The organism is Aneurinibacillus uraniidurans, assembly GCF_028471905.1.
Lineage (GTDB): Bacteria > Bacillota > Bacilli > Aneurinibacillales > Aneurinibacillaceae > Aneurinibacillus > Aneurinibacillus uraniidurans.
On record NZ_CP116902.1, the window covers coordinates 3,490,082 to 3,511,500 of the forward strand.

General features: G+C 46.6%; 22 protein-coding genes. 13 read left to right on the forward strand and 9 right to left on the reverse strand.

Features of this window, described 5'->3' with window-relative positions:
* Nucleotides 1-129 precede the first annotated feature (129 nt).
* Together PO771_RS17440 and PO771_RS17445 are read left to right on the forward strand one after the other, a co-directional pair.
* Nucleotides 130-540 carry an Rrf2 family transcriptional regulator gene (locus tag PO771_RS17440; RefSeq protein WP_272560904.1) on the forward strand — a complete coding sequence of 137 codons (411 nt, stop codon included), beginning with the start codon at nt 130-132 and terminating at the stop codon, nt 538-540.
* Between the two features lie 89 nt (nt 541-629).
* Complete coding sequence (locus tag PO771_RS17445; protein ID WP_272560906.1) at nt 630-1,262, forward strand: NAD(P)-dependent oxidoreductase; 633 nt, start codon at nt 630-632, stop codon at nt 1,260-1,262.
* A 92-nt stretch (nt 1,263-1,354) separates the two neighbouring features.
* Here the strand turns inward: PO771_RS17445 and PO771_RS17450 are convergent, their stop codons facing one another.
* From PO771_RS17450 to ablB, 3 genes are read right to left on the reverse strand one after another with little or no spacing between them, the layout of a single operon-like run.
* The gene (locus PO771_RS17450; protein ID WP_272560907.1) at nt 1,355-2,608 is read right to left on the reverse strand and encodes a peptidase; all 1,254 of its coding nucleotides are present in this window, start codon (nt 2,606-2,608) and stop codon (nt 1,355-1,357) included.
* A gap of 17 nt (nt 2,609-2,625) precedes the next feature.
* Nucleotides 2,626-3,966 carry an aspartate aminotransferase family protein gene (locus tag PO771_RS17455; RefSeq protein ID WP_272560909.1) on the reverse strand — a complete coding sequence of 447 codons (1,341 nt, stop codon included), beginning with the start codon at nt 3,964-3,966 and terminating at the stop codon, nt 2,626-2,628.
* Nucleotides 3,959-4,792: a putative beta-lysine N-acetyltransferase gene (ablB, locus tag PO771_RS17460; RefSeq protein WP_272563204.1), complete on the reverse strand. Its 834-nt coding sequence runs from the start codon at nt 4,790-4,792 to the stop codon at nt 3,959-3,961. Before ablB ends, PO771_RS17455 begins: the two co-directional genes overlap by 8 nt.
* A 135-nt stretch (nt 4,793-4,927) precedes the next feature.
* On the opposite strand from ablB, the gene PO771_RS17465 reads away from it, so the two are divergent.
* The 7 genes from PO771_RS17465 to PO771_RS17495 all read left to right on the forward strand — a co-directional run bounded on the left by PO771_RS17465 (nt 4,928) and on the right by PO771_RS17495 (nt 11,077).
* A complete protein-coding gene (locus PO771_RS17465) occupies nt 4,928-6,358 on the forward strand; it encodes a sigma-54 interaction domain-containing protein (RefSeq protein WP_272560910.1) in 1,431 nt (476 codons plus the stop codon).
* 160 nt (nt 6,359-6,518) lie between these two features.
* A complete protein-coding gene (gene kamA, locus PO771_RS17470) occupies nt 6,519-7,946 on the forward strand; it encodes a lysine 2,3-aminomutase (protein WP_272560912.1) in 1,428 nt (475 codons plus the stop codon).
* 119 nt (nt 7,947-8,065) lie between these two features.
* On the forward strand, nt 8,066-8,548 hold the full coding sequence (spoVAC, locus tag PO771_RS17475) for a stage V sporulation protein AC (RefSeq protein WP_272560914.1): 483 nt from the start codon (nt 8,066-8,068) through the stop codon (nt 8,546-8,548).
* Nucleotides 8,549-9,556, forward strand: coding sequence for a stage V sporulation protein AD (gene spoVAD / locus PO771_RS17480; RefSeq protein WP_272560915.1), 1,008 nt, complete (start codon nt 8,549-8,551; stop codon nt 9,554-9,556).
* A gap of 15 nt (nt 9,557-9,571) precedes the next feature.
* Nucleotides 9,572-9,922, forward strand: coding sequence for a stage V sporulation protein AE (spoVAE, locus tag PO771_RS17485; protein ID WP_272560916.1), 351 nt, complete (start codon nt 9,572-9,574; stop codon nt 9,920-9,922).
* Between the two features lie 31 nt (nt 9,923-9,953).
* Complete coding sequence (locus PO771_RS17490) at nt 9,954-10,160, forward strand: DUF1657 domain-containing protein (protein WP_272560917.1); 207 nt, start codon at nt 9,954-9,956, stop codon at nt 10,158-10,160.
* A 59-nt stretch (nt 10,161-10,219) separates the two neighbouring features.
* Nucleotides 10,220-11,077, forward strand: coding sequence for a DUF421 domain-containing protein (locus PO771_RS17495; protein ID WP_272560919.1), 858 nt, complete (start codon nt 10,220-10,222; stop codon nt 11,075-11,077).
* Between the two features lie 79 nt (nt 11,078-11,156).
* Here the strand turns inward: PO771_RS17495 and clpB are convergent, their stop codons facing one another.
* Nucleotides 11,157-13,769, reverse strand: a complete 2,613-nt coding sequence (clpB, locus tag PO771_RS17500) for an ATP-dependent chaperone ClpB (RefSeq protein ID WP_272560920.1) — start codon at nt 13,767-13,769, stop codon at nt 11,157-11,159.
* A 124-nt stretch (nt 13,770-13,893) separates the two neighbouring features.
* On the opposite strand from clpB, the gene PO771_RS17505 reads away from it, so the two are divergent.
* From PO771_RS17505 to PO771_RS17520, 4 genes are all read left to right on the forward strand, one after another.
* On the forward strand, nt 13,894-14,052 hold the full coding sequence (locus PO771_RS17505; protein WP_272560921.1) for a hypothetical protein: 159 nt from the start codon (nt 13,894-13,896) through the stop codon (nt 14,050-14,052).
* Nucleotides 14,053-14,198: 146 nt separating this feature from the next.
* Nucleotides 14,199-14,360: a hypothetical protein gene (locus tag PO771_RS17510; protein ID WP_272560922.1), complete on the forward strand. Its 162-nt coding sequence runs from the start codon at nt 14,199-14,201 to the stop codon at nt 14,358-14,360.
* A gap of 174 nt (nt 14,361-14,534) precedes the next feature.
* Complete coding sequence (locus PO771_RS17515; protein WP_336297945.1) at nt 14,535-15,728, forward strand: MFS transporter; 1,194 nt, start codon at nt 14,535-14,537, stop codon at nt 15,726-15,728.
* Nucleotides 15,729-15,730: 2 nt separating this feature from the next.
* On the forward strand, nt 15,731-16,075 hold the full coding sequence (locus tag PO771_RS17520; RefSeq protein ID WP_272560923.1) for a DUF1904 family protein: 345 nt from the start codon (nt 15,731-15,733) through the stop codon (nt 16,073-16,075).
* 61 nt (nt 16,076-16,136) lie between these two features.
* Here the strand turns inward: PO771_RS17520 and helD are convergent, their stop codons facing one another.
* From helD to PO771_RS17545, 5 genes are all read right to left on the reverse strand, one after another.
* Nucleotides 16,137-18,491 carry an RNA polymerase recycling motor HelD gene (gene helD, locus PO771_RS17525; protein ID WP_272560924.1) on the reverse strand — a complete coding sequence of 785 codons (2,355 nt, stop codon included), beginning with the start codon at nt 18,489-18,491 and terminating at the stop codon, nt 16,137-16,139.
* A gap of 228 nt (nt 18,492-18,719) precedes the next feature.
* Nucleotides 18,720-19,076, reverse strand: coding sequence for a hypothetical protein (locus PO771_RS17530; RefSeq protein WP_272560926.1), 357 nt, complete (start codon nt 19,074-19,076; stop codon nt 18,720-18,722).
* Nucleotides 19,077-19,195: 119 nt separating this feature from the next.
* Nucleotides 19,196-19,759, reverse strand: a complete 564-nt coding sequence (locus PO771_RS17535) for a YhcN/YlaJ family sporulation lipoprotein (RefSeq protein ID WP_272560928.1) — start codon at nt 19,757-19,759, stop codon at nt 19,196-19,198.
* Nucleotides 19,760-19,827: 68 nt separating this feature from the next.
* Nucleotides 19,828-20,556 carry a polysaccharide deacetylase family protein gene (locus PO771_RS17540; RefSeq protein WP_422665018.1) on the reverse strand — a complete coding sequence of 243 codons (729 nt, stop codon included), beginning with the start codon at nt 20,554-20,556 and terminating at the stop codon, nt 19,828-19,830.
* A gap of 20 nt (nt 20,557-20,576) precedes the next feature.
* Entirely contained in the window at nt 20,577-21,266 is a 690-nt protein-coding gene (locus tag PO771_RS17545) for an N-acetylmuramoyl-L-alanine amidase family protein (RefSeq protein ID WP_272560930.1), read from the reverse strand.
* Nucleotides 21,267-21,419 lie beyond the last annotated feature (153 nt).

Sequence of the window (21,419 nt, forward strand, 5' to 3'; positions counted from 1 at the left end):
AATTTGTAGGAATTTATTCGTATTCCGTCCATACTTTTTTCCTGAAATCCAAATTCTTTGATGAAAGTCTGCCATTGTTGACAAAAACAAAAAGTGTAACTATTATAGTTACAACAAGAGGTGAAAAACTTGATAAACAGTCGATTCGCTGTTGCCATTCATATTCTTTCTTTGATTGCTGCTAGTCCAGGGAAGCCCGTTACTTCTGATTACATTGCAGGTAGCGTAAACACAAACCCGGTGGTTATTCGACGCATTAGCGGTATGCTTAAAAAAGCCGGCTTATTACAAACACATGCCGGGGTGGCCGGTGCGATTTTAACCAAAGAAATCACAGATATTTCTTTACTTGATGTGTATCGAGCTGTTCAGGTTCAGGATGACTTATTTGCTATTCATGAGAACCCGAATCCGAATTGTCCAGTGGGAAGAAACATTCAAGCCGCCTTGGAGGATGCCTTCGGTAATGCTCAAAAAGCGATGGAAAATGAATTGGCAAGTAAATCAGTGGCAGATATCGTGCATCATCTCTCTCCCTAAAGGAGAGACTCTCTCTAATAAAGAGAGATTTTTTTCACTCTCAATTGTAACAAAGTCGATTACAATTAAATTCTAGGAGGTTTTTATTTATGAAGATTGGTATTGTCGGAGCAACTGGAAAAGCAGGAAGTTTGATTATGAAAGAAGCAATCGACCGCAATCATGACGTCACAGCTATTGTACGTAATGCCGCCAAGCTTACTGAAAAGAACATATCCGTATTAGAGAAGGACGTTTTCGATCTTACTGCGGAAGATCTGCAAAAATTCGATGTGGTTGTAAATGCATTCGGTGCTCCTGCCGGACAGGAACATCTTCATGTAGAAGCAGGCAACGCCTTGATTGCAGCTCTTAAAGGAAATCTTCATACACGATTGCTTGTAGTAGGTGGAGCTGGAAGCCTGTTTGTTGACGCTGAAAAAACGGTACGAGTATTCGATACACCTGAGTTCCCGACTGAATATCTTGCCACTGCGAAAAGCCAGGGCGAAAATCTGGCCATCTTACAACAAACCCCTTCTATTACCTGGACATTTGTTAGCCCATCAGCATTTTTTGATCCACAGGGAAAACGGACTGGATCATATCAAACAGGCAAAGATAATTTGCTGGTGAACGCAGAAGGAAAAAGCTATATTAGCTATGCGGATTTTGCGATTGCGATTGTAGATGAGATCGAAAAACCGCAACACGTAAATGAACGCTTCACTGTAGTTGGCTAACTCAAAGTAAACTGTTCAATCAAAGGCTCTCTCGTTCGAGGTACATCTCCATCGAACGAAAGAGCCTTTTTACATAAATAGACGAAAATTGGTTACTTTTCCTCCCTGCACCATTGTAATACCGCTAAGGCAATTACTTCTGCACATGTCATCATGCGGGCAATCTCAATATGTTCATCTGGATAATGGGCAAGTGCAGTCGTGCCAGGACCGAATACGACCGCAGGAGTCCCCCCGACTTTTGCCAGTAGTCCCCCATCCGTTCCCCATGGTGCAGCTTCCACAACCGGCTCTTCCTTCGTAACATTGCGGTACGCATCAACCAGACAGTTCATCAGCTCATGCTCGGTTTCCAGACTACTTGGCACCCACTGTGCACCGAACCATTCAAGTTCCGGGGGGCTGTCGCGTAGCCAATCATCCTCTATCCGCATCAACGCGTCAGCCAAACATCTCCGAGCCGCATCCAATTCTTCTTCCGGTGCTACCCCCATTCGTCCTTCCAGTACAACGAGATCAGGCACAGAGGACGGCCAATCCCCGCCGCTAATTTTCCCGATGTTAATCGGAATGGGAATCGGAGTCGCCGCGTATAGTGGGTCGTTAATGGTTTCGTTGCGCTTTTGTTCCAGAGAACGCACCGCCTCTATTACAAGTAGGCTTTTCTCAATGGCGCTTACTCCTTCATACCGGGTTCCACCATGTGCTGCCCAGCCACGAACACGGATGCGAAACCACATCGAGCCTTGTTGTTTCGGAAAAATCTTCATGCCCGTTGGCTCCGGAATGATTGCCGCATCTGCCGTGTAACCACGCAACACCGTCGCCAACGTACCAGCCCCACCGCTCTCTTCCTCAATAACACTTTGAAAAATCACATCGCCTTTCAGCTGCACACCAAGCTCTTTCAAGCATTGAATCGCTAGCAGAAGCGATACATTCCCTCCCTTCATATCCGTTGTCCCACGCCCGTACACCCGTCCATCTGCCACCTTGCCGCTATATGGATCATCCGTCCAGCGTGACGTATCCCCTGGCGGAACCACATCGACATGACCATTCAAAATTAATGAACGCCCTCCACCCGTTCCCTTCCATACCCCGACTACATTTGGGCTGCCGCTAAATAACTGACGCGGCGAGCAAAAGTACGGATGCCTGATCAACTCTTCCCCACCCGGCTCCCACGTATCTACGGTAAGCCCAAGTGTAGCTAGCTTATCGGCTACCTGCCGTTGTGCCTCGGCTTCCTGACCCGATAGACTCGCTTCTTGTACCAATGCCGATAAGAACTGCACGGCTTCCTCTGTATGCTCGTGCATCCATGCCCGAATTCGTTCCTGCACCGCACTTCACCTCTTCTCTATTTACTGATTTCAGCGACAGCATCCACAAGTGCTTGATTCAGCCGTTCTAGCAACAACTCAATTTCATCTGAAGTACTGGTGAATGGGGGAGCCACAATGACACTATCTCCAGCCTGCCCATTGATTGCTCCTGCCGCACTGTACACAAGTAAGCCTTGTCTCATCGCTGCCTCGATCACTCTCTCTGTAACACAAGCCTGAAGCGGATACGGTGTTTTCGTTATCCGATCCCGCACAAACTCCAAGCCACACAGAAGCCCCTTCCCCCGAACATCGCCAATCAGCTCGTGTGCTTGTGCGAGCTTCTCCAATCCGGCCCGCAACTGCTTCCCGTGCTCTGCCGCCTGTGCGATCAGATCATTCGCTTCGATATAATCCATGACGGCAAGTGCGATGGCTGCGGACTGTGGATTCGCACTAAAGGTATGTCCGGCCATAATCGAACGCGAACCGTTCTGAATCACCTCAATCAGACGAGCACTCACAAGCGTAGCTGCGATTGGTGTGTACCCAGCACTCATCCCCTTGCCAAGTGCCATTAGGTCTGGTACGACACCCCAATGATCAATCCCAAAAGCTTTACCAGTCCGCCCATTCCCGGTCATGACCTCATCAGCAATAAACAAAATCTCATAGCGATCACAAATCTCCCGAATGCGCTCATAATAGCCAGGCGGTGGCGTCACTGCTCCACCGGATGCTCCAATGATTGGCTCTGCGATAAAGGCTGCCACATAATCCGGTCCAATCCGCTGCAATGCCGCCTCCAACCCATCCGCGCAAGCCAATTTACAGGATGGATACATCTTCCCCAGTGGGCAGCGATAACAATACGGTGGCTCCACCACTGGCCAATCTTCTAAAAGTGGTACGAATCGCTTGCGCCGGAGCACATGCCCGGACATCGACAATGCCCCGAGTGTAATGCCGTGGTAGCTCATCCAACGTGATAACACTATGCGTTTCTCCGATCTCCCCTGCTCCTGCCAGTATTGGAGTGCGATTTTTAGCGCTGTCTCTGTCGCTTCCGATCCACTGTTGACGAAAAACACGTACTCCAAATCCCCCGGCGCCCACTGCGCCAGCTTCGCACCGAGTGCTTCTGCCGCTTCACTCGTAAACTGAGAGCGATACGTAAAAGAAATGCGGGCCGCCTGCGTCTGCATCGCCTGAATAATCTCCTGCACCCCATGCCCGATATTGGCCGTTACCGCTCCTGAACAGCCATCCAAATACGCCCGCCCATTCGTATCATAAATATACACACCACGCCCGTATGCTGCTGTCGGATAAGATTTACCAAGCAGTGGTTTAATGACATGGCTGTTGTCACTCATTCCGCCCACCCCTTACCGGATCTGATACTGATATGTCTTTGACCCATACACTCATATCTTCAAGCTTGTCATAAATGTTGCAGTTGTTTGCCATTCGACCGCTGTACGTATAGCCAAGCTGGTGAAACACCGCATTCATACCAAACGATAGGGAACGAGCCAGGGAATACACACAGTATAGATGGCGCTGGCGCAGCTCTGCTTCGAGCGCCCGAACCAGGTGCCTCATCAGCCCATATTTACGATTTTCCACATATGTCGCACAGTCCGTAATCTCTGCATTGTGATACGTACCATTCACTTCAGCCGAAGCCGCACTGACAATCCGACCTACGTTCTCTGCCACATAAAAAATCGTTCCACCTTCCATTACCTTACAAATATACGCTGCTTCATTCATCGGAGTCGGATATGTTTGAAATACCGTACCATATAGTTGCGCCAGCGCTTCCGCATCCGCCGCACTAGCTGCACGCACCGTATATCCAGATGACAGCTCTTCCTTCTCCATCCGATACGGCAATTGAAGTACCCGCCTGAGGTCTTCATCTTCGGCCAGCCAATACAAACTCGTCCGGCGGGTACCTGATGTATACAGCGTCATGCCATACGCATCACTCCCATTAAAATACCGATAAAATACTGCCTCGATCATATAACCCTGTGTAAGAAATTGCGGAATATGTTCAGCACGAGCCTTGACAATATTTTTTGTGAACGCATACGAAGCAGCAAGCTCCCGAATGCGCCTGCACACACTTCCCACTGCCCCCCGGTAATCATCAACACGCAGGCGAGCATTAAACGGGTCCAAACACACATCCATCCAGAAGTCAGTCCCTGCTTCAATCCGGTTGTACGCATAGATTGGTTCATTCGCCGTCATAAAAAGCCGCCTCCCTACTATGATGTGTATAGAGAAACCATACGCAAAAAATATGCCAGCCCAGAGGTGAGGACGATGTCAGAAACAACGGCAATCTGGTCGGACTATATGGAGTGGCTGCTCAGCATGGTAAACGTCGGTGTCCATCTGGTCGACAAAAGCGGAACGACCGTTTTTTTTAACGAAAAAATGGCGGAAATCGATGGTCTACGCCGGAAAGATGTACTTGGTCGAAACATTTTTCAGCTTTTTCCCTCGCTTACGAATGAGAACAGTACGTTAATCCGCGCCCTGCATACCGGACACTCAACCATCGATCAAGTACAGACCTATATGAACATACGGGGCAAACAAATTACATCCATTAATAGCACCTACCCGCTGCTTAAACAGAATGTCATCATTGGTGCTGTAGAACTGGCCGAGGATATCACTCGTATCGTACAACTCAATGACCAGATACTAGAGCTACGTGAGCAACTGTACCGAAAGGCCAGCAGGACGAAGCACGCAAACAACGATACCGTGTATCACTTCGGTGACTTGATTGGAGAAAGCAAGCTTTTCACACAAGCTCTCATGCGGGCAAAGCGAGCGGCGCGCACACATTCCCCCGTTCTTGTCTGTGGTCCGACTGGAACCGGAAAAGAGCTGATCGCGCAAAGCATCCATAATGCTAGCATCCAACGCAACGAGCCATTCATCGCTCAAAATTGTGCGGCTGTGCCGCGCGAGCTAATGGAAGGTCTTCTGTTCGGTACAACAAAAGGAGCATTTACCGGTGCCATTGACCGACCTGGAATTTTTGAACAGGCACATGGTGGCACGTTGTTTCTCGACGAAATTAACAGCCTCGATCCCGCCCTACAAGCCAAACTTCTGCGTGTGCTACAAGACGGGCGGGTGCGCCGCATTGGTGGTACATCCGAGCAACAGATTAATGTCCGCATCATTTCCGCAATGAACGCTGACCCATACGAGGTGGTTCGTAACCGAACGATGCGATCAGACCTATTTTTCCGCCTGAATGTCGTTAGCATTGATCTGCCGCCACTTAGCCAGCGAATGGATGATCTCCCCCTTCTCATACGCCACTTTATCGATAAATTCAATGCTTCTTTTGCGCTTCGCGTACAGGATGCTGCATCTGACGTATATACTGCCTTCGAACGTCATACGTGGCCCGGTAACATCCGGGAACTGCGACATGCAATCGAATCGGCTTTCAATATGCTAGAAGAAAATGAATCAGTTATCGAACTTCACCACCTGCCAACACTTTTCCAGCAATCCACTCCTGACATAAGCCGGAACCATAATGATCTCGAAGAGTTGATTCTGCCCGATGAATCATGCAATCTACCAGACCTCCTCAATCAAATTGAGCGTGATACGATTGCCCGCATGCTAGCCCGCTACAACGGGAATATCAGTCGTACCGCCGACGCACTCGGGCTTACACGACAAGCACTTCAGTATAAACTGAAGAAATTTCATCTATTCTAACTGCAAAAAATCCGGCGCTGAAATTTTTGCGAGTGCCGGATTTTTTGCAGGTCTATTCACAGGAATTTTGGAACGAATCCTACTCTCGAACCCTTCCGTATTGGCATGTAGCTTGCAACATGTAACAACTATTAGGACTTTTTTAAGGAGGGCATCCACAATGAGCATACGAGAAGAAGAGGTGCCGCAGGGACCCTGGCGCGCGGGACATGTACGAGATTTTCGCCATGTTCCATTATGGAAAGACGTAACGGATGAACAATGGAACGATTGGCTCTGGCAGTTGACCCATACCATTAAGACTGTCGATGAACTCAAACAGGTTGTAAACTTGACACCGGATGAAGAGGAAGGTGTGCGCATCTCAGCACGAACCATCCCTTTAAATATTACGCCCTACTATGCTACTTTGATGAACCCGGATGATCCACGTTGCCCAATCCGTATGCAATCGGTGCCAGTATCTGCCGAAATTCTAAAAACCAAATACGATCTCGAAGACCCTCTGCATGAAGATGAAGACGCACCCGTTCCCGGTCTTACACACCGCTATCCAGATCGTGTTCTGTTCCTCGTTACGAATCAATGCTCCATGTATTGTCGCTATTGTACGCGCCGACGCTTCTCCGGTCAGATTGGCATGGGCGTACCCAGAAAGCAGATCGATGATGCCATAGCCTACATCGCTCGTACTCCAGACGTGCGTGACGTCTTGTTATCCGGCGGCGACGGACTGCTAATTAATGACACGATTTTGGAATACATCCTCAAAAACTTACGCGCCATTCCACATGTCGAGATCATCCGTATCGGCACACGTGCTCCGGTCGTATTCCCGCAGCGCATTACCGAAAATTTATGCACGATCTTAAAAAAATATCACCCAATCTGGCTAAATACACATTTCAACACACCGCTTGAGATTACACCGGAAGCAAAACGTGCCTGTGAGATGCTCGCTAACGCCGGGGTTCCGATCGGCAACCAGTCGGTTATTCTCGCAGGCGTCAATGACAGCGTACCAATCATGAAAAAGCTTATGCATGAACTTGTCAAAATTCGCGTTCGACCGTATTACATCTACCAATGCGATCTGTCTGAAGGTATCGGCCACTTCCGTGCACCTGTATCCAAAGGGCTGGAAATCATCGAAGGGCTACGCGGGCACACCTCCGGCTATGCCGTACCAACCTTCGTCGTTGATGCACCGGGTGGAGGCGGTAAAATTGCCCTTCAGCCAAACTACCTGATCTCGCAGAGTCCAGAAAAAGTGATCCTCCGTAACTTTGAAGGAGTCATCTCGTCGTACCCGGAACCGAAGCAGTATGTGCCGGGCCGCGCTGATGATTACTTTAATGAAGTGTATGGCTTCACACAGCCGGAGCCATCAATCGGCATTGCCTCCATCATGCGTGATGAAACCTTCTCCATCATACCGGAAGGACTGCGCCGCCTGTCCCGACGCAAGCAATACGAAGCAACCGCAGACCACACCTCTCTTAAAGACCGCCGTGCCAAACGTGATGAGCTAAAGTCTAAACGTATCCAATCCCTTGAAACAAAAAATAAACCAGACGACCCCGAATAATCCCATCTACAGGCAGAACATGCCGCCTTTGCGGTGAAGTTCTGCCCATTTTTTTGTATGAAAAGGAGAATTCATCCCACACTACTAGAAGCAGATTGATTTTTTAGGAGGATGCTCACATGTCGACAAAAACGAAAAACCAGAAGCTGACCCCGACACAGCTTGAATATCAAGAGTTCGCAAAAGCGCATGAACCCGCACGACCAGTATGGAAAAATACCTTGCGTGCTTTCTGGGTCGGCGGCACGATCTGTCTACTCGGGCAATTCGTCCAGCAATTTTTCATTAAGTATTTCGGATTCACCGAGAAAACAGCAGGAAATCCGACCGTAGCTGTCCTCATTTTTCTGTCGGTACTGCTAACCGGATTTGGCGTATACGACAAAATCGCGCAATACGCCGGAGCCGGAACGGCCGTGCCGGTCACGGGATTTGCTAACTCCATCGCATCTGCTGCTCTTGAACATAAAAGCGAAGGCTACGTGCTCGGTGTCGGAGGCAATATGTTCAAGCTTGCAGGCTCGGTCATCGTGTTTGGCGTATTTGCTGCCTTTATTATCGGCCTGCTCAAATGGGCCTGGCAGACACTGGGGGCGATGTAGATGCTTACCGGACACCAATCATGGACATTCCCTAGTAAGCCTGTCATTCTCTCCTCGGCCGCAGTCGGTGGACCATTCGAAGCCCAAGGTAAGCTCGCCACTGATTTTGACAAATTGTATGGCGACATTTGGCTTGAACAGGACAGCTTCGAGAAAGCCGAGAAAAAAATGCTGGAGGAAGCATGCGATATTGCGCTGCAAAAAGCAGGGATCGACAAAGGACAAGTTAACTTTCTACTCGCAGGCGACTTAATGAATCAAATCATCTCCAGCAGCTTCTCGGCCCGGACAGTTGGCATTCCATATCTTGGTATTTTCGGTGCCTGTTCCACTTCTATGGAGGGACTCGCACTTGCCGCTCAACTCGTGGACAGTGGATCAGCACAGTATGCACTCGCTGGAACATGCAGCCATAATGCAACAGCCGAGAAACAGTTTCGCTATCCGACAGAATACGGCTCCCAGAAGCCACCTACTGCCCAGTGGACCGTAACCGGGGCCGGTGCAGCACTCGTTGGTACCAACGGAGTCGGTCCACGTGTCGTCGCTGCCACGATTGGGCGCGTAGTCGATATGGGTATTACTGATCCATTCAATATGGGAGCAGCGATGGCCCCAGCCGCTGTTGATACGATTCAAGCACATTTCCGCGACTTTCAGATCGGACCCGATCATTACGATCTCATTGTGACCGGTGACCTCGGTAAAGTCGGGCATCCCATTGCGGCTGATCTACTTGCCAAACACGGTTTTACAATGCCTGATCAAGGACGATTTACTGACTGTGGATTATTGATCTATAACGAGGACCAAAAAGTTATTGCCGGAGGAAGTGGCTGCGCCTGCTGCGCCACCGTTACATACGGACATTTACTGAATCGATTGAAGCGAGGAGAATGGCGGCGCATCCTGGTCATTGCAACCGGGGCTCTTCTCTCGCCGCTCAGCTTCCAGCAAAACGAAACCATCCCATGCGTCGCCCATGCCGTCGCAATCGAACACAGCTAAGGAGGGAACGGGAACATGATCTTTTTTTGGGCATTTGTCATCGGAGGATTAATTTGTGTCGTCGGACAGCTCTTAATGGATGTCGGCAAGCTAACACCTGCCCATACGATGTCGACGCTTGTTGTCGTTGGAGCCATTCTCGATGGCCTTGGTCTGTATGAGCCTCTAATAAAATTCGCGGGAGCCGGAGCGACCGTTCCGATCACAAGTTTTGGTAATGCGCTTGTGCACGGTGCCATGCAAGAGATGCAAGCAGATGGTGTAGTCGGGATTATTACGGGGATTTTCGAAGTAACAAGTGCCGGAATCTCCGCCGCCATCGTATTTGGATTTCTTGGTTCTCTCGTGTTTAAACCACACGGATAAGCACATACTACAGTCATGGAGGTGAGAAACGATGACAGTAGCGGCAAAAGTTAAACAGACACTTGCTGGTCTGAAAAGTGCCCAGGCAAGCCTGGAAACATTCGCGCTTGAAACACAGAACAAGCAAGCCAAACAAGCGTTTACACAAAATGCTCAACAGACTCAAATGATCATTGACTCTCTTGAGCAGCGTGTGCAACAGATTGAACAAGAAGAACCACAGTTCAAAGGGTTCTAAGAAAGCAAAAAGCCAGGGTGAGCACAGTGCTCACCCTGCTTATCATAGGAGGAAATCTTATGAACAGTACATTCGAAGTGGCGCTACGTGCGTTTTTTGCCCTCATTGCCCTGTTCATCATCACTCGACTACAGGGGAAGAAACAGCTTGCACAACTAACCTTCTTTGAATATATCGTAGGCATCACCATCGGAGATATTACAGCCTTCATCGCGACCGACGTGGAAGGAAATCTACTTCACGGCTATGCCAGCCTGCTTGTTTTTGCCGTTATCCCGTTTCTTATTGATTTTCTTTCTCTTAAGAGTAAAACCGTTCGCGATCTATTTGAAGGTAAAGGCACCGTGCTCATCCGCAAAGGAAAAATACTAGAAGATAATATGAAGAAAGAACACTTTAGCACAGATGAACTACTGGAACAATTACGTCTAAAAGATGCGTTCCGGGTAGCGGATGTGGAATTTGCTGTTCTTGAAGCGAACGGTGAATTGAGTGTGATGAAGAAAAAAGAAAGTCAGCCTCCATCCGTCAGCGATCTTGGACTCACTGTAAAGCCCGAGCACGATTCGCAGACTGTCATTATGGATGGAAACATTCTGCTTGAACCCCTCGCCGAAGCCGGGCTCAACATGCATTGGCTGCGCGAAGAGTTAGAAAAAGCAGGTGTTGCACTGGATAATGTTTTTTTAGGACAGGTCGATTCTGCTGGTGAACTATACCTGGATGTATATGATGATAAGCTTGAAATGCCTGCTGCCACTGAACAAAAACTTACACTCGCCTCACTACGAAAGTGCCAGGCTGATCTGGAATTGTTCGCTCTGGAAACAACTGATATTCAAACCCAAAAGCTATACGGAAAAGCCTCGCAAAAATTAGAACAGTCCATCAAACAGCTCTCCCCCTATCTAAAATAAGCGAGCAGCCCTCACTCATTTTTATAAAAAGCAGTTCCCCTGAGGAGAACTGCTTTTTATCTTTACTATCAACTACTCGTCAATAAGCCGAGGATTCTACTTTTAAAGCACCCTCCGTAAGTTCAACCTGTATAGTGGCTCCATCTACAATCCGTCCACTAATTAACTCACGTGCAAGCATCGTTTCGAGTTGACGTTGCAAGAAGCGACGTAGCGGGCGGGCGCCATATACCGGATCGTATCCTTCCCTGGCAATATACGCTTTTGCCTGCTCAGAGAGCGTAAGTGTAATCTTCCGGTCAGCCAGACGGCGGCGTAAGTCAGTAATGAGCAATTCAACGATGCCACCAATCTCACGAGCCGTAAGCGGCTTGAACAGCACGATTTCATCGACCCGATTCAGAAATTCTGGTCGAAAACTCATTTGAAGCTCCTGCATGACTTGCTGGCGTGCTTCCTCGCGAATTTCGCCCGCCTCTGTAATCCCCTCAAGCAGAAACGCTGATCCAATGTTAGAGGTCATAATGATCACTGTATTTTTAAAATCAACGGTACGACCTTGCGAGTCCGTCACCCGTCCATCATCAAGCACTTGAAGCAGTACATTGAATACATCTGGGTGTGCCTTCTCAATCTCATCAAATAGGATAACCGAATACGGTTTGCGGCGCACCGCTTCCGTCAGCTGTCCACCTTCCTCAAATCCGATATACCCTGGTGGTGCACCGATCAAGCGGGATACGGTATGCTTCTCCATATATTCACTCATATCGATACGAATAATATTCTCTTCTGTATCAAACAATGTTTCAGCTAATGTTTTGGCTAGCTCTGTTTTCCCCACACCGGTTGGTCCAAGGAAAATAAAGGAGCCAATTGGACGGCGTGGATCACTGATGCCAGCTCGCGCACGCAAGATTGCATCCGTCACCCGCTGTACGGCTTCATCCTGTCCCACGACACGCTCGTGTAAAATGGTATCGAGCTTGAGTAGCTTATCTCGCTCCCCTTCTGCTAATTTAGCAAGCGGAATACCTGTCCAACGCGAGATGATGCGGGTAATCTCGTCATCCGTCACTTCTTCCCGCAGAAGCGATTGTTCACTTTGCTTAGCTGCATGGGTAACTTCTGCTTCGTGCAACTGCTTCTCTAACTCCGGCAGGCGACCGTACTTAAGTTCTGCTGCTTTATTTAGATCGTAGTCACGCTCTGCCTGTGCCACTGCTCGATGTACACTCTCGATTTCTTCACGCAGCTTTTGAATCGACTGCAGTGCATTTTTCTCATTCTCCCACTGTGCTTTCATCGCTGCCAAATTCTCACGCCGTTCTGCCAGCTCCTTTTGAAGGTGAGCAAGGCGGTCTCGACTTGCCACATCTGTTTCTTTTTTGAGAGCTGCTTCTTCAATCTCAAGCTGCATCACCCGGCGTGCGACTTCATCGAGTTCGGCTGGCATAGAATCAATCTCAGTCCGAATCATCGCACACGCTTCATCGACTAGATCAATCGCTTTATCAGGCAAGAAGCGGTCGGTAATATACCGATGTGACAGCACTGCGGCACTGACAAGCGCATTGTCATGAATTTTGACACCATGAAATACTTCAAATCGCTCCCGCAGCCCGCGTAAAATCGAAATGGTATCTTCTACAGTCGGTTCATCCGCTAACACCGTCTGGAAGCGGCGTTCAAGTGCAGCGTCTTTCTCGATGTATTTCCGGTATTCATCAAGTGTGGTCGCCCCAATGCAGTGCAGCTCTCCACGCGCAAGCATCGGCTTCAGAAGATTCCCGGCATCCATCGCCCCTTCCGTCTTGCCCGCCCCAACAATTGTATGAATTTCATCAATAAATAGCAGAATCCGTCCTTCGCTCTGCTTAATCTCTTGCAGCACTGCCTTTAAGCGCTCTTCGAATTCACCCCTGTATTTCGCTCCAGCAATAAGAGCTCCCATATCCAAAGCAAAAATCCGCTTATCCCGCAATCCTTCCGGTACATCGCCCCGTACAATTCGGTGTGCTAGCCCTTCGACAATGGCGGTTTTTCCGACACCTGGTTCACCGATTAGTACTGGATTATTTTTAGTTTTCCGTGATAAAATACGGATAACATGACGAATCTCTCCATCACGCCCGATAACCGGGTCCAGCTTATTCTGCTCAGCAGCACTGACCAGATCATGCCCATATTTCTCCAACGCTTCATATGTTGTCTCCGGTGTTGTGCTTGTAACTCGTTGACTGCCTCGCACACTACGAAGTGCCTCAAGGAATTTGGTACGAGTAATCCCAGCCTCTGCAAGTTGTTTTCCAAGCGTTGTTTTCCCTACTTCTGCAAGAATGCCAAGAAATAGATGCTCAACCGAGATATATTCATCCCCCATCGCTTTCACTTCATCTTCTGCCTTCAGAAACACCTGATTGGTAGCCGAACTAACGTATATTTTCCCTGCTTCTTTCCCTGGTCCAGACACACGTGGCTTCTGTTCAAGTCGATGCTCTACTTTTTGTTTTACTTCATCTGGAGAGACATTCATCTTTATCAGCAGGCGTGCAAGCAATCCTTCATGCTGCTCAAGTAGGACCAATAGCAAATGCTCTGGCTCTATCTCTGGATTTCCATAGCGCAATGCCTTTGTTTCTGCTTGCTGCACAGCCTCAATGGATTTTTGTGTAAATCTATTTAGGTCCATTGCCATACATCCTTCCCTATTTTGCTATACTTCTATTATACCCGCAGTATTGAGAAATCTAATGCATGATTCCATCCTTCTTCCATCATACTATACGTACGAATTAGAAAGTGAGGGATTCATTATGGAGCGAAAAACTACACCTATTACACTTGCCGAGTTAGAACGTCGACATGCCACACTAAAAGAACCGCCAGATCTTCCAATCTCGACACACCTACATTCTGAACCCCAAAACATGGATCTCTCCGAAGCTGAAGAAAAAGTGATTGATGAACCATAAGTATGATACATCCTGTATAAAGATGACGTTTCACCTTTTTACACTATCTTTATATTATTAATGGAATCTATATCTTTTTTTTAAAAAGTTTTCCGGACTTTGTAGTATAATGGGAATCGATATCAGTTTTCAGGAGTGAAAGAGATATGAAACGTCAATTTTCTATGGAATTTAAGGTAAAAGTGGTAAAACAAGCCCTTAAAAGCGATCGTAATACAACGGCACGTAACTACCATTTAAACAGCATTATGATCTCCCGTTGGATTCGCGAATACAGTGAAGGCAAATATGACCGCGTATTGATCTAAATTTACATACCGCGCTCCCCGTTATTACTCATCGATCGTTCTATACAATTACTACATCCACCGTGAAAACGGTGGATTTTTATTTTGACAAGAAAACATTGTGTACATATACTTATCATAACAAGTACTTTGCACGAGGAGCTATGTTATGTCGAAAACAACGGAGAGGTATTTATGCAACCACAATCTTTATGGACAAAAAACTTTATTGTAATTTGCGCAAGTAATTTTTTTATTTTCATGACCTTCTATACCCTTTTAGCAACTCTGCCCGTTTTCGTGATCGATATTTTACACGGTAACAATCAACAAATTGGCCCGGTTATGACTTCGTTTATTATCGCTGCCGTACTTTTACGACCTGTAGCCGGAAGATTGCTTGATCGAATGGGCAGAAAAAAGATCCTGGTAGCTTCCATCATACTATTTATGGTTTCTACATTTACGTATGCAGGTATTCAAAGCTTTTTACTTCTCCTCACCTTACGTTTTATTCATGGTGTAAGCTTCGGAGTCGTTACCACTACCACGGGTACAATCGCCAATAGCCTGGTACCGTCTACACGAAAAGGCGAAGGAATTGGTTATTTTGCTACAACTATGAACATTGCGATGGTTATCGGCCCATTTTTAGGGCTGACCGTTATTTATACGTACAATTTTAATGTTCTGTTTGCGATTCTGTCTGTATTTTCCCTGCTGGCCTTTTTATGTGCTAGCATTATACGTGTTCCCGTTGCAAATCAATCAACACAAAACAATAACCAGTCTTTTCACTGGAAAAACTTTATTGAACCACATGCCATTCCAATCTCGTTGACAGGCATGCTGCTTGCGTTTGCTTACAGCGGTATTCTTACATTCATACCCGTATACGCCAAAGATTTAGGGCTTGTTCAGACGGCCAGTTACTTTTATGTGGTATACGCCGCAATGATTATTCTGTCCCGCCCACTTACCGGCAGACTATTTGACCGTTTGGGCGGACATGTGATTGTATATCCAAGTATCCTTCTTTATATCATCGGACTTGTAACACTTAGCCAGGCACATACGTCGCTCTCGTTTCTTGCAGCCGGTGCGGTAATCGGATTAGGCTATGGAACATTATTCCCTGTTTTCCAGACGATCGCCATTCAATCGTCACCCGCTCACCACAGTGGTATCGCAACGGGCACCTATCTGTTACTGTATGACGGAGGCATTGCGCTTGGATCGATTATTCTCGGAGCAGTAGCTTCTGCTTCTACTTACCGGGATATGTATCTCGTATCTGCTGTTGTGATTGCTTTTTCTGCTTTACTGTATTATGGGCTGTGTCACAAAAAGAACGCTCATGCTTCTAAGGAACACCTGAAAGGAATATAGCCATGCCATTTTTACGTTTTGCCGGGGTCAAAAGAGAACACCTGCAAGAACTAGCACCCTTCATCATCAAGGAAGTTGCCCGTACGATCCAGATTTCCGAAGAAAAAGTAAAGATCGAACTTCTTATGGTAGAACAAATTACAAACACACCGCCCAGTCTTGAGATTTCAATGTTTCAACGTGAACAAAGCAAGCATGATATGCTTGCAGCACGGCTATACGAATTATTAAAACAAAACGGGTATGCAGCGATTCACATCTTTTTTGTGATTCTTGCACCCTCGCTGTATTATAAAGAAGGGAACCCACTGAAAAAAATAGCCGCTCCAATCTCTGCGAAGCTTTAGTAAGCTTCCGTTTAACGAATAAAAACCTTCCTGACCTCATGATCAGGAAGGTTTTTATTTATTATCTGCTGCTTATATAGTTATATGTGTCAGCGGATGCTTCCCTGATAAATGGACTCATTTCCCCATTACAGAAAATGTGCAGCTCATGCATCGCCCTTGTACAAGCCGTATAAAATAGCTTCCGCTCACTTTCGCGACCATATTGCGATTTGGCCCCATTATAAATAATCACAGCATCAAACTCTACACCTTTTGCAAGATACGAAGGAATGATGAGTGTGCCTGTTTCAAAGACGCCTGTTTCTTTTCCAATTAATCGAAGCGGAAGGTTCACTCGTAATGCTGCATACGCTTGCCGGCTCTCCTCGGCGGTTTTGCAGATTACAGCGATCGTTCGATGCCCTTCTGTTTGCAGTATCTGAATCCGTTCTGTTACCTGTGCAGCAAGATCCTCCATATTTGCGACCTGTATTACAGTCGGCTTACTACCTTCCCGGTTAAATGGTTCAATCTCTTCGCCTCCATCTACAAACTCACGTGTGAATTCAACGATCTGGCGAGTCGAACGGTAGCTGCGTGTCAGGGTAATCTTTTCAGTCTGCTCGCCTTCATATAATGAAGATAGTGACGAAACTCCGATACCGAAGCGAGCATGTGCATAGATTGCCTGATTAAGATCACCTAGTACCGTCATTTTGCTGCGCGGAAACAAACGTTTGATGAAAGCAAACTGAAATGCTGAATAGTCCTGAGCCTCATCAATAAATACATGCTTAATAGATGTATTGCTTTGAAATCCTTCCACCAATTCTTGCAAATACAAATACGGGGTCGCATCCTCATACGCTAGCTCGGCACGGGCAATTCGCTCCTTCGTTTGGGCGCATATATCTGCCCATTGCTCCGGCAAACTCGCATTAGGGGCAAAATAAGACACGTACGCTGAATCGGCAAATAGTCGCTCATACATCGCCTTCATATCGATGAATCGCATCCGTTTTACTCTTCTACGCAAAGGCCTAAAGCGTTCCTGAACCACCATTTTGGCAAGCTGCTTTTTTTCCTGTTCAAAATCATCGAACGTCTCCCCGGTGTATCGTCTTTTCTTTCGTAGTTTCTTATAAGCCTGTAAGTATGCTTCCTTATCAAGCAGCTCAATTTCATCTTCCACCCATTGTTCTGTCAACTCTTTACGCATAGCCTGCTTGATTTCCTGAAGCAACCATTCAACGAGTAAATTCATACGGTCCGGAATTTGTAGTGCAGCATCCAGCCTATAAAACTGTTCGGTCATATGTGCTGTGGACACAAGCGTCTTGCCTCGGAATCTAATATCTTTAAACAGCATACCTTCTCGACCAAGAAACGCGGCATATTGCTCAATCATCGTAACAAAGGCATGATCTGCTTTGTAACGTATGCCAGCCATCCGAATGTCATATGCCGGATCATCCTCCGCCGTCAGTACATACTCCATTTGCATAAATGGATCTTCAAGCACAAACCTTTTTCCGAGACGACGCTGCAAGTATTCCTGGAACGTTACCTGCTGCATATTTTTTTCGCCAAGCTCAGGTAGGACCGTTGAAATATAGCTATTGAACAGCTGGTTCGGAGAAAACAGCACAATTTGTTCAGCCTGCAATGTGTTCCGGTAACGGTATAGCAAATAGGCCACCCGCTGCAGAGCTGCAGATGTTTTACCACTTCCGGCCGCTCCCTGCACAAGCAGCAGCCGGCTGCGCTCGTTGCGAATAATCTGGTTCTGCTCTTTCTGGATGGTAGCCACAATACTTTTCATCTGTGTGTTCGCCTGTCTGCCCAGCACCTCTTGCAGCAGTTCATCCCCGATGGTGATCCCTGTATCAAATAGACTTAGAATGCGGCCATCACGAATCACGTACTGCCGCTTCAACTCCATCACACCCGAAATGGTGCCATCGGGCGCCTGATACTGAGCTGGGCCAGGTGAATAATCATAATATAAACTTGAGATCGGCGCACGCCAATCATATACGAGAAATTCCGGTCCGTTCTCTTCCTGAAAAGAAGCCAGCCCAAGATAAATACGTTCCGTCTGCTCTCCTTCTTCTGTAAAATCAATACGTCCAAAATAAGGGGACTGCTCTAGCCTATGCAGCGTTCTTAAACGCTCTCTGGCATGTCGATAGCTGCGCTCCCGCTCGGAGAGAACTTCAGCCTGTTGCTTCATACTGGCATACGTTTCTGCAGCTTCATGCGCATCGTCAAAATTAACGGTTACATCATCCCAGAAATTTTTCCGAATATCCACGACTTCGGTTTGAATATCGCCCACTTCCTGTTGCAGAATCGTAATTTGCCTACTGATTTTATCCGTAACCTGATCAACCCGCTGCTGCTCTTCCTGCCACTCCTGCTTCGACGTATCCATAATCCCACCCCTTATCAAAAGACTCTTCAAATAACATTTGACAAAGCTAGCTCATTTGTGATAAAATTAAATTGATTAATACTTAAAATAAAGGTGATATAATGAGCAACTTTTATTGTATCATAAAATTCCTTTAGTATTCAACACTGTATGCGCTAAAGAGTAGATGCAGATAAAAAGGCCTCACCGTCTATAATATGGACAGTGAGGCCTTTATTATTGTGGAATTTACTCTTCTCCGACATGGCTAGGTCTTCTATTTTTGCGATGTTGAATGCGGCGAACTCGTACACACCTGAACTTCTGGTACAGAGTTCTCCCTACGCAGCATTCCCCTGTAACGGCTTCTATTCGATATCTGGCAGTGGTTTTTAATGGAGAGGATAAAAAGAGTCCGGCTAGTATATGATGAAAATGTTCATTCGGCTCAACAATCGTGATGTTCTGAAAAGGAATCCTGCCAGGGAAATTACACTTTCTAACACTTTTGTTTCCCTTCCACTCCCCAACTGTAAACGTATCTCCAACAGCTAGATTGGATGATTTAGGTACAATAAACTCAAAACCATGTGATAATCCTACCATACGTTCACCCCCCTTTCTTATACGGCTTATACAACATATGCCGTTTCCATAAAAAAGGTGTGGACGAGTACCTCGACCTTACAAGAAAAAACCCGGCATAATCGCCGGGACTTTGGTTTCTAGCGGAAAGGAGCCGTAACAGCGCGTCCGATATCTTTAATAATGACACCTACATCATTTGCCAGTGTACGAACTGGGTGTCCGGTCTGTACTTGCGTATTTAATGTGCGAATTCGCTGATGGAGTTGTGCATCTGTCGTGACATGAACATTGTACCCAGGTTCAGCTTTCTTCACAGCATTGGCTACCTTGTGCTCAATAGCCCTTTTGTCTTGAGCAGCGGCACTTGTAGTATCGAGCCCAATCACGGCATCTTTTCCATTTACAACAGCCGTCGCATGTGCAACACCCGGCACTTTCATCGCTGTACGAGCCATCCGATCTGCTGCCGCACGCTCTGTCGTATTTAGCTGCGCTGTATTAGATGGTGGTTGCGGCGTTCGATTTACATACGCACCATCATTATAACGGGGAACAGTAGGATTGGCCTGGTATTGATTTACGCGATAGTTCTGCGTACGGCTTGTATTATTCGGAGCTGCTGTGTTAGTACATGCAGCAAGAGATCCTGCCAGTACAACAACAAGCGATACAGCCGTAACTTTTGTTAGTACTTTATTCATTTTTTCACCTCCATGCTTAGTTTGACACGCATCATATTTTTTAATTCTGGAAATTAACAGGTACGCTTCTACTCGTTTGTTACGTGTATTTGATTCTCGGCAAGCAGCTCAGAAACCGTAACAAACTGGTAGCCTTCCTTCGATAATCGTTTCAGGATGATGTCTAGCGCCTGGATTGTCTGCGTGCGATCTCGTCCAAAGTCATGAAACAATACAATATTTCCGGGCCGAGCATTGCGACAGACTTTATTTACAATTTTTTTCGTCCCTGGATTGGCCCAATCTTTCGTATCCTGTGTCCATGACCACATCACCACAAGATGCTGGTTTGCCTTCGCTGTCTCTACTACTCTGGTGTTAAAATTCCCCCCCGGAGGTCGGAACAGTGCCGGCCTGATTTTAACTGCTGTATAAATGACTTCATCTGTTTTCTTCATTTCTTCTTGCAGTCGATTCGTATTGATCTGGTTCATGTTTGGATGTGTATATGTATGATTGGCAATTTCATGACCTTTTCGGTGCATCGTTTTAAGCAGCTCAGGATAACTCCTTGCTCGCTGCCCCACTACAAAAAAGGTGGCTTTCGCATGATACTTATCTAGAAGAAGCAAAATTTCATTTGTGTATTTTGGGTGAGGACCATCATCAAACGTAAGAGCGATCAGCTTTTTATTCGTCTGTACTTCCCATACAACATTGCCTGTCTCCTCCCACTCTGTACGATTTTTCGGATTGGCATAGACCACAGACTGGATTACAAAACAAAAAAACAGCATACAAACGATAAGCTTCTTTATCATCTGCAGGTCCCTCCTTCCTACTTTTTGCTGTGCTTCTGATTAAATAGTAAAAAATAATGATCAACCGCCGAGCTAATGGCGCTCACAATTTGTTTTTGTTGCCGGGGATCTGTCATCCGTTCACGATCTACGGAATTGCTGATAAATCCAATCTCAACAAGTACCGTTGGACAAATCGAATGGTTAAGTAAGTACAACCGGGAGCCTGGCTGCGGCAATTCCGCTGTCTTATACAACTTGTTCAACGTATGCTGCATAACATCAGCGAGCATAAAGCTCTGATTGTTTTTCTGATAAAGTACAAGCGGACCATAATCATTTGGGTTAGATGATGTATTGGCATGTAGACTGATTGTAATCTTCGGTGATAACGACTGCATAAGATGCTTACGCTGTGCCAGATCCTTTTGGTGACGTGAACGTGTATTCAACCAGCCGTTCTCCTCACTAAGTGCATAATCTCCCGTACGGTTTAGTACTACGGCATATCCTTTCGTTGATAACTGTTGATACAGAAGGCGTGCTATCGTTAGGGTAACATCCTTTTCCAGCATAGTTTTGTAGGATGCTCCTCCATCAATTCCGCCATGTCCTACATCAATGAGAACGTCGACAGGTGTATTTACACGGTCCAAGCAATATGCTGAGACAGGAAAAAGAAAAACACTTAGACAAATAACTAAAAGAATAACTCTTCGAATCCTCATTTTACTTTCACCAGCTTTTTATAAATAATTCACAGCATCCCTTACACACACTAACCGCGTTAGAACATGATCGGTACTGTTACTGTTTCCTAAAAAAATTTTTATATTTATTCTAACTTAGCTATCCTTACCCCAATAATCGAAGAAACCCCT

Coding starts and splice junctions, on each gene's coding strand:
- PO771_RS17465 (WP_272560910.1), top strand. CDS start 4,928: ATGTCAGAAACAACGGCAATCTGGTCGGACTATATGGAGTGGCTGCTC.
- PO771_RS17510 (WP_272560922.1), top strand. CDS start 14,199: ATGAAACGTCAATTTTCTATGGAATTTAAGGTAAAAGTGGTAAAACAA.
- PO771_RS17505 (WP_272560921.1), top strand. CDS start 13,894: ATGGAGCGAAAAACTACACCTATTACACTTGCCGAGTTAGAACGTCGA.
- PO771_RS17515 (WP_336297945.1), top strand. CDS start 14,535: ATGCAACCACAATCTTTATGGACAAAAAACTTTATTGTAATTTGCGCA.
- spoVAC (WP_272560914.1), top strand. CDS start 8,066: ATGTCGACAAAAACGAAAAACCAGAAGCTGACCCCGACACAGCTTGAA.
- ablB (WP_272563204.1), bottom strand. CDS start 4,792: ATGGATGTGTGTTTGGACCCGTTTAATGCTCGCCTGCGTGTTGATGAT.
- PO771_RS17490 (WP_272560917.1), top strand. CDS start 9,954: ATGACAGTAGCGGCAAAAGTTAAACAGACACTTGCTGGTCTGAAAAGT.
- helD (WP_272560924.1), bottom strand. CDS start 18,491: ATGGATACGTCGAAGCAGGAGTGGCAGGAAGAGCAGCAGCGGGTTGAT.
- clpB (WP_272560920.1), bottom strand. CDS start 13,769: ATGGACCTAAATAGATTTACACAAAAATCCATTGAGGCTGTGCAGCAA.
- spoVAE (WP_272560916.1), top strand. CDS start 9,572: ATGATCTTTTTTTGGGCATTTGTCATCGGAGGATTAATTTGTGTCGTC.
- PO771_RS17495 (WP_272560919.1), top strand. CDS start 10,220: ATGAACAGTACATTCGAAGTGGCGCTACGTGCGTTTTTTGCCCTCATT.
- PO771_RS17530 (WP_272560926.1), bottom strand. CDS start 19,076: ATGGTAGGATTATCACATGGTTTTGAGTTTATTGTACCTAAATCATCC.
- spoVAD (WP_272560915.1), top strand. CDS start 8,549: ATGCTTACCGGACACCAATCATGGACATTCCCTAGTAAGCCTGTCATT.
- kamA (WP_272560912.1), top strand. CDS start 6,519: ATGAGCATACGAGAAGAAGAGGTGCCGCAGGGACCCTGGCGCGCGGGA.
- PO771_RS17545 (WP_272560930.1), bottom strand. CDS start 21,266: ATGAGGATTCGAAGAGTTATTCTTTTAGTTATTTGTCTAAGTGTTTTT.
- PO771_RS17520 (WP_272560923.1), top strand. CDS start 15,731: ATGCCATTTTTACGTTTTGCCGGGGTCAAAAGAGAACACCTGCAAGAA.
- PO771_RS17455 (WP_272560909.1), bottom strand. CDS start 3,966: ATGAGTGACAACAGCCATGTCATTAAACCACTGCTTGGTAAATCTTAT.
- PO771_RS17535 (WP_272560928.1), bottom strand. CDS start 19,759: ATGAATAAAGTACTAACAAAAGTTACGGCTGTATCGCTTGTTGTTGTA.
- PO771_RS17445 (WP_272560906.1), top strand. CDS start 630: ATGAAGATTGGTATTGTCGGAGCAACTGGAAAAGCAGGAAGTTTGATT.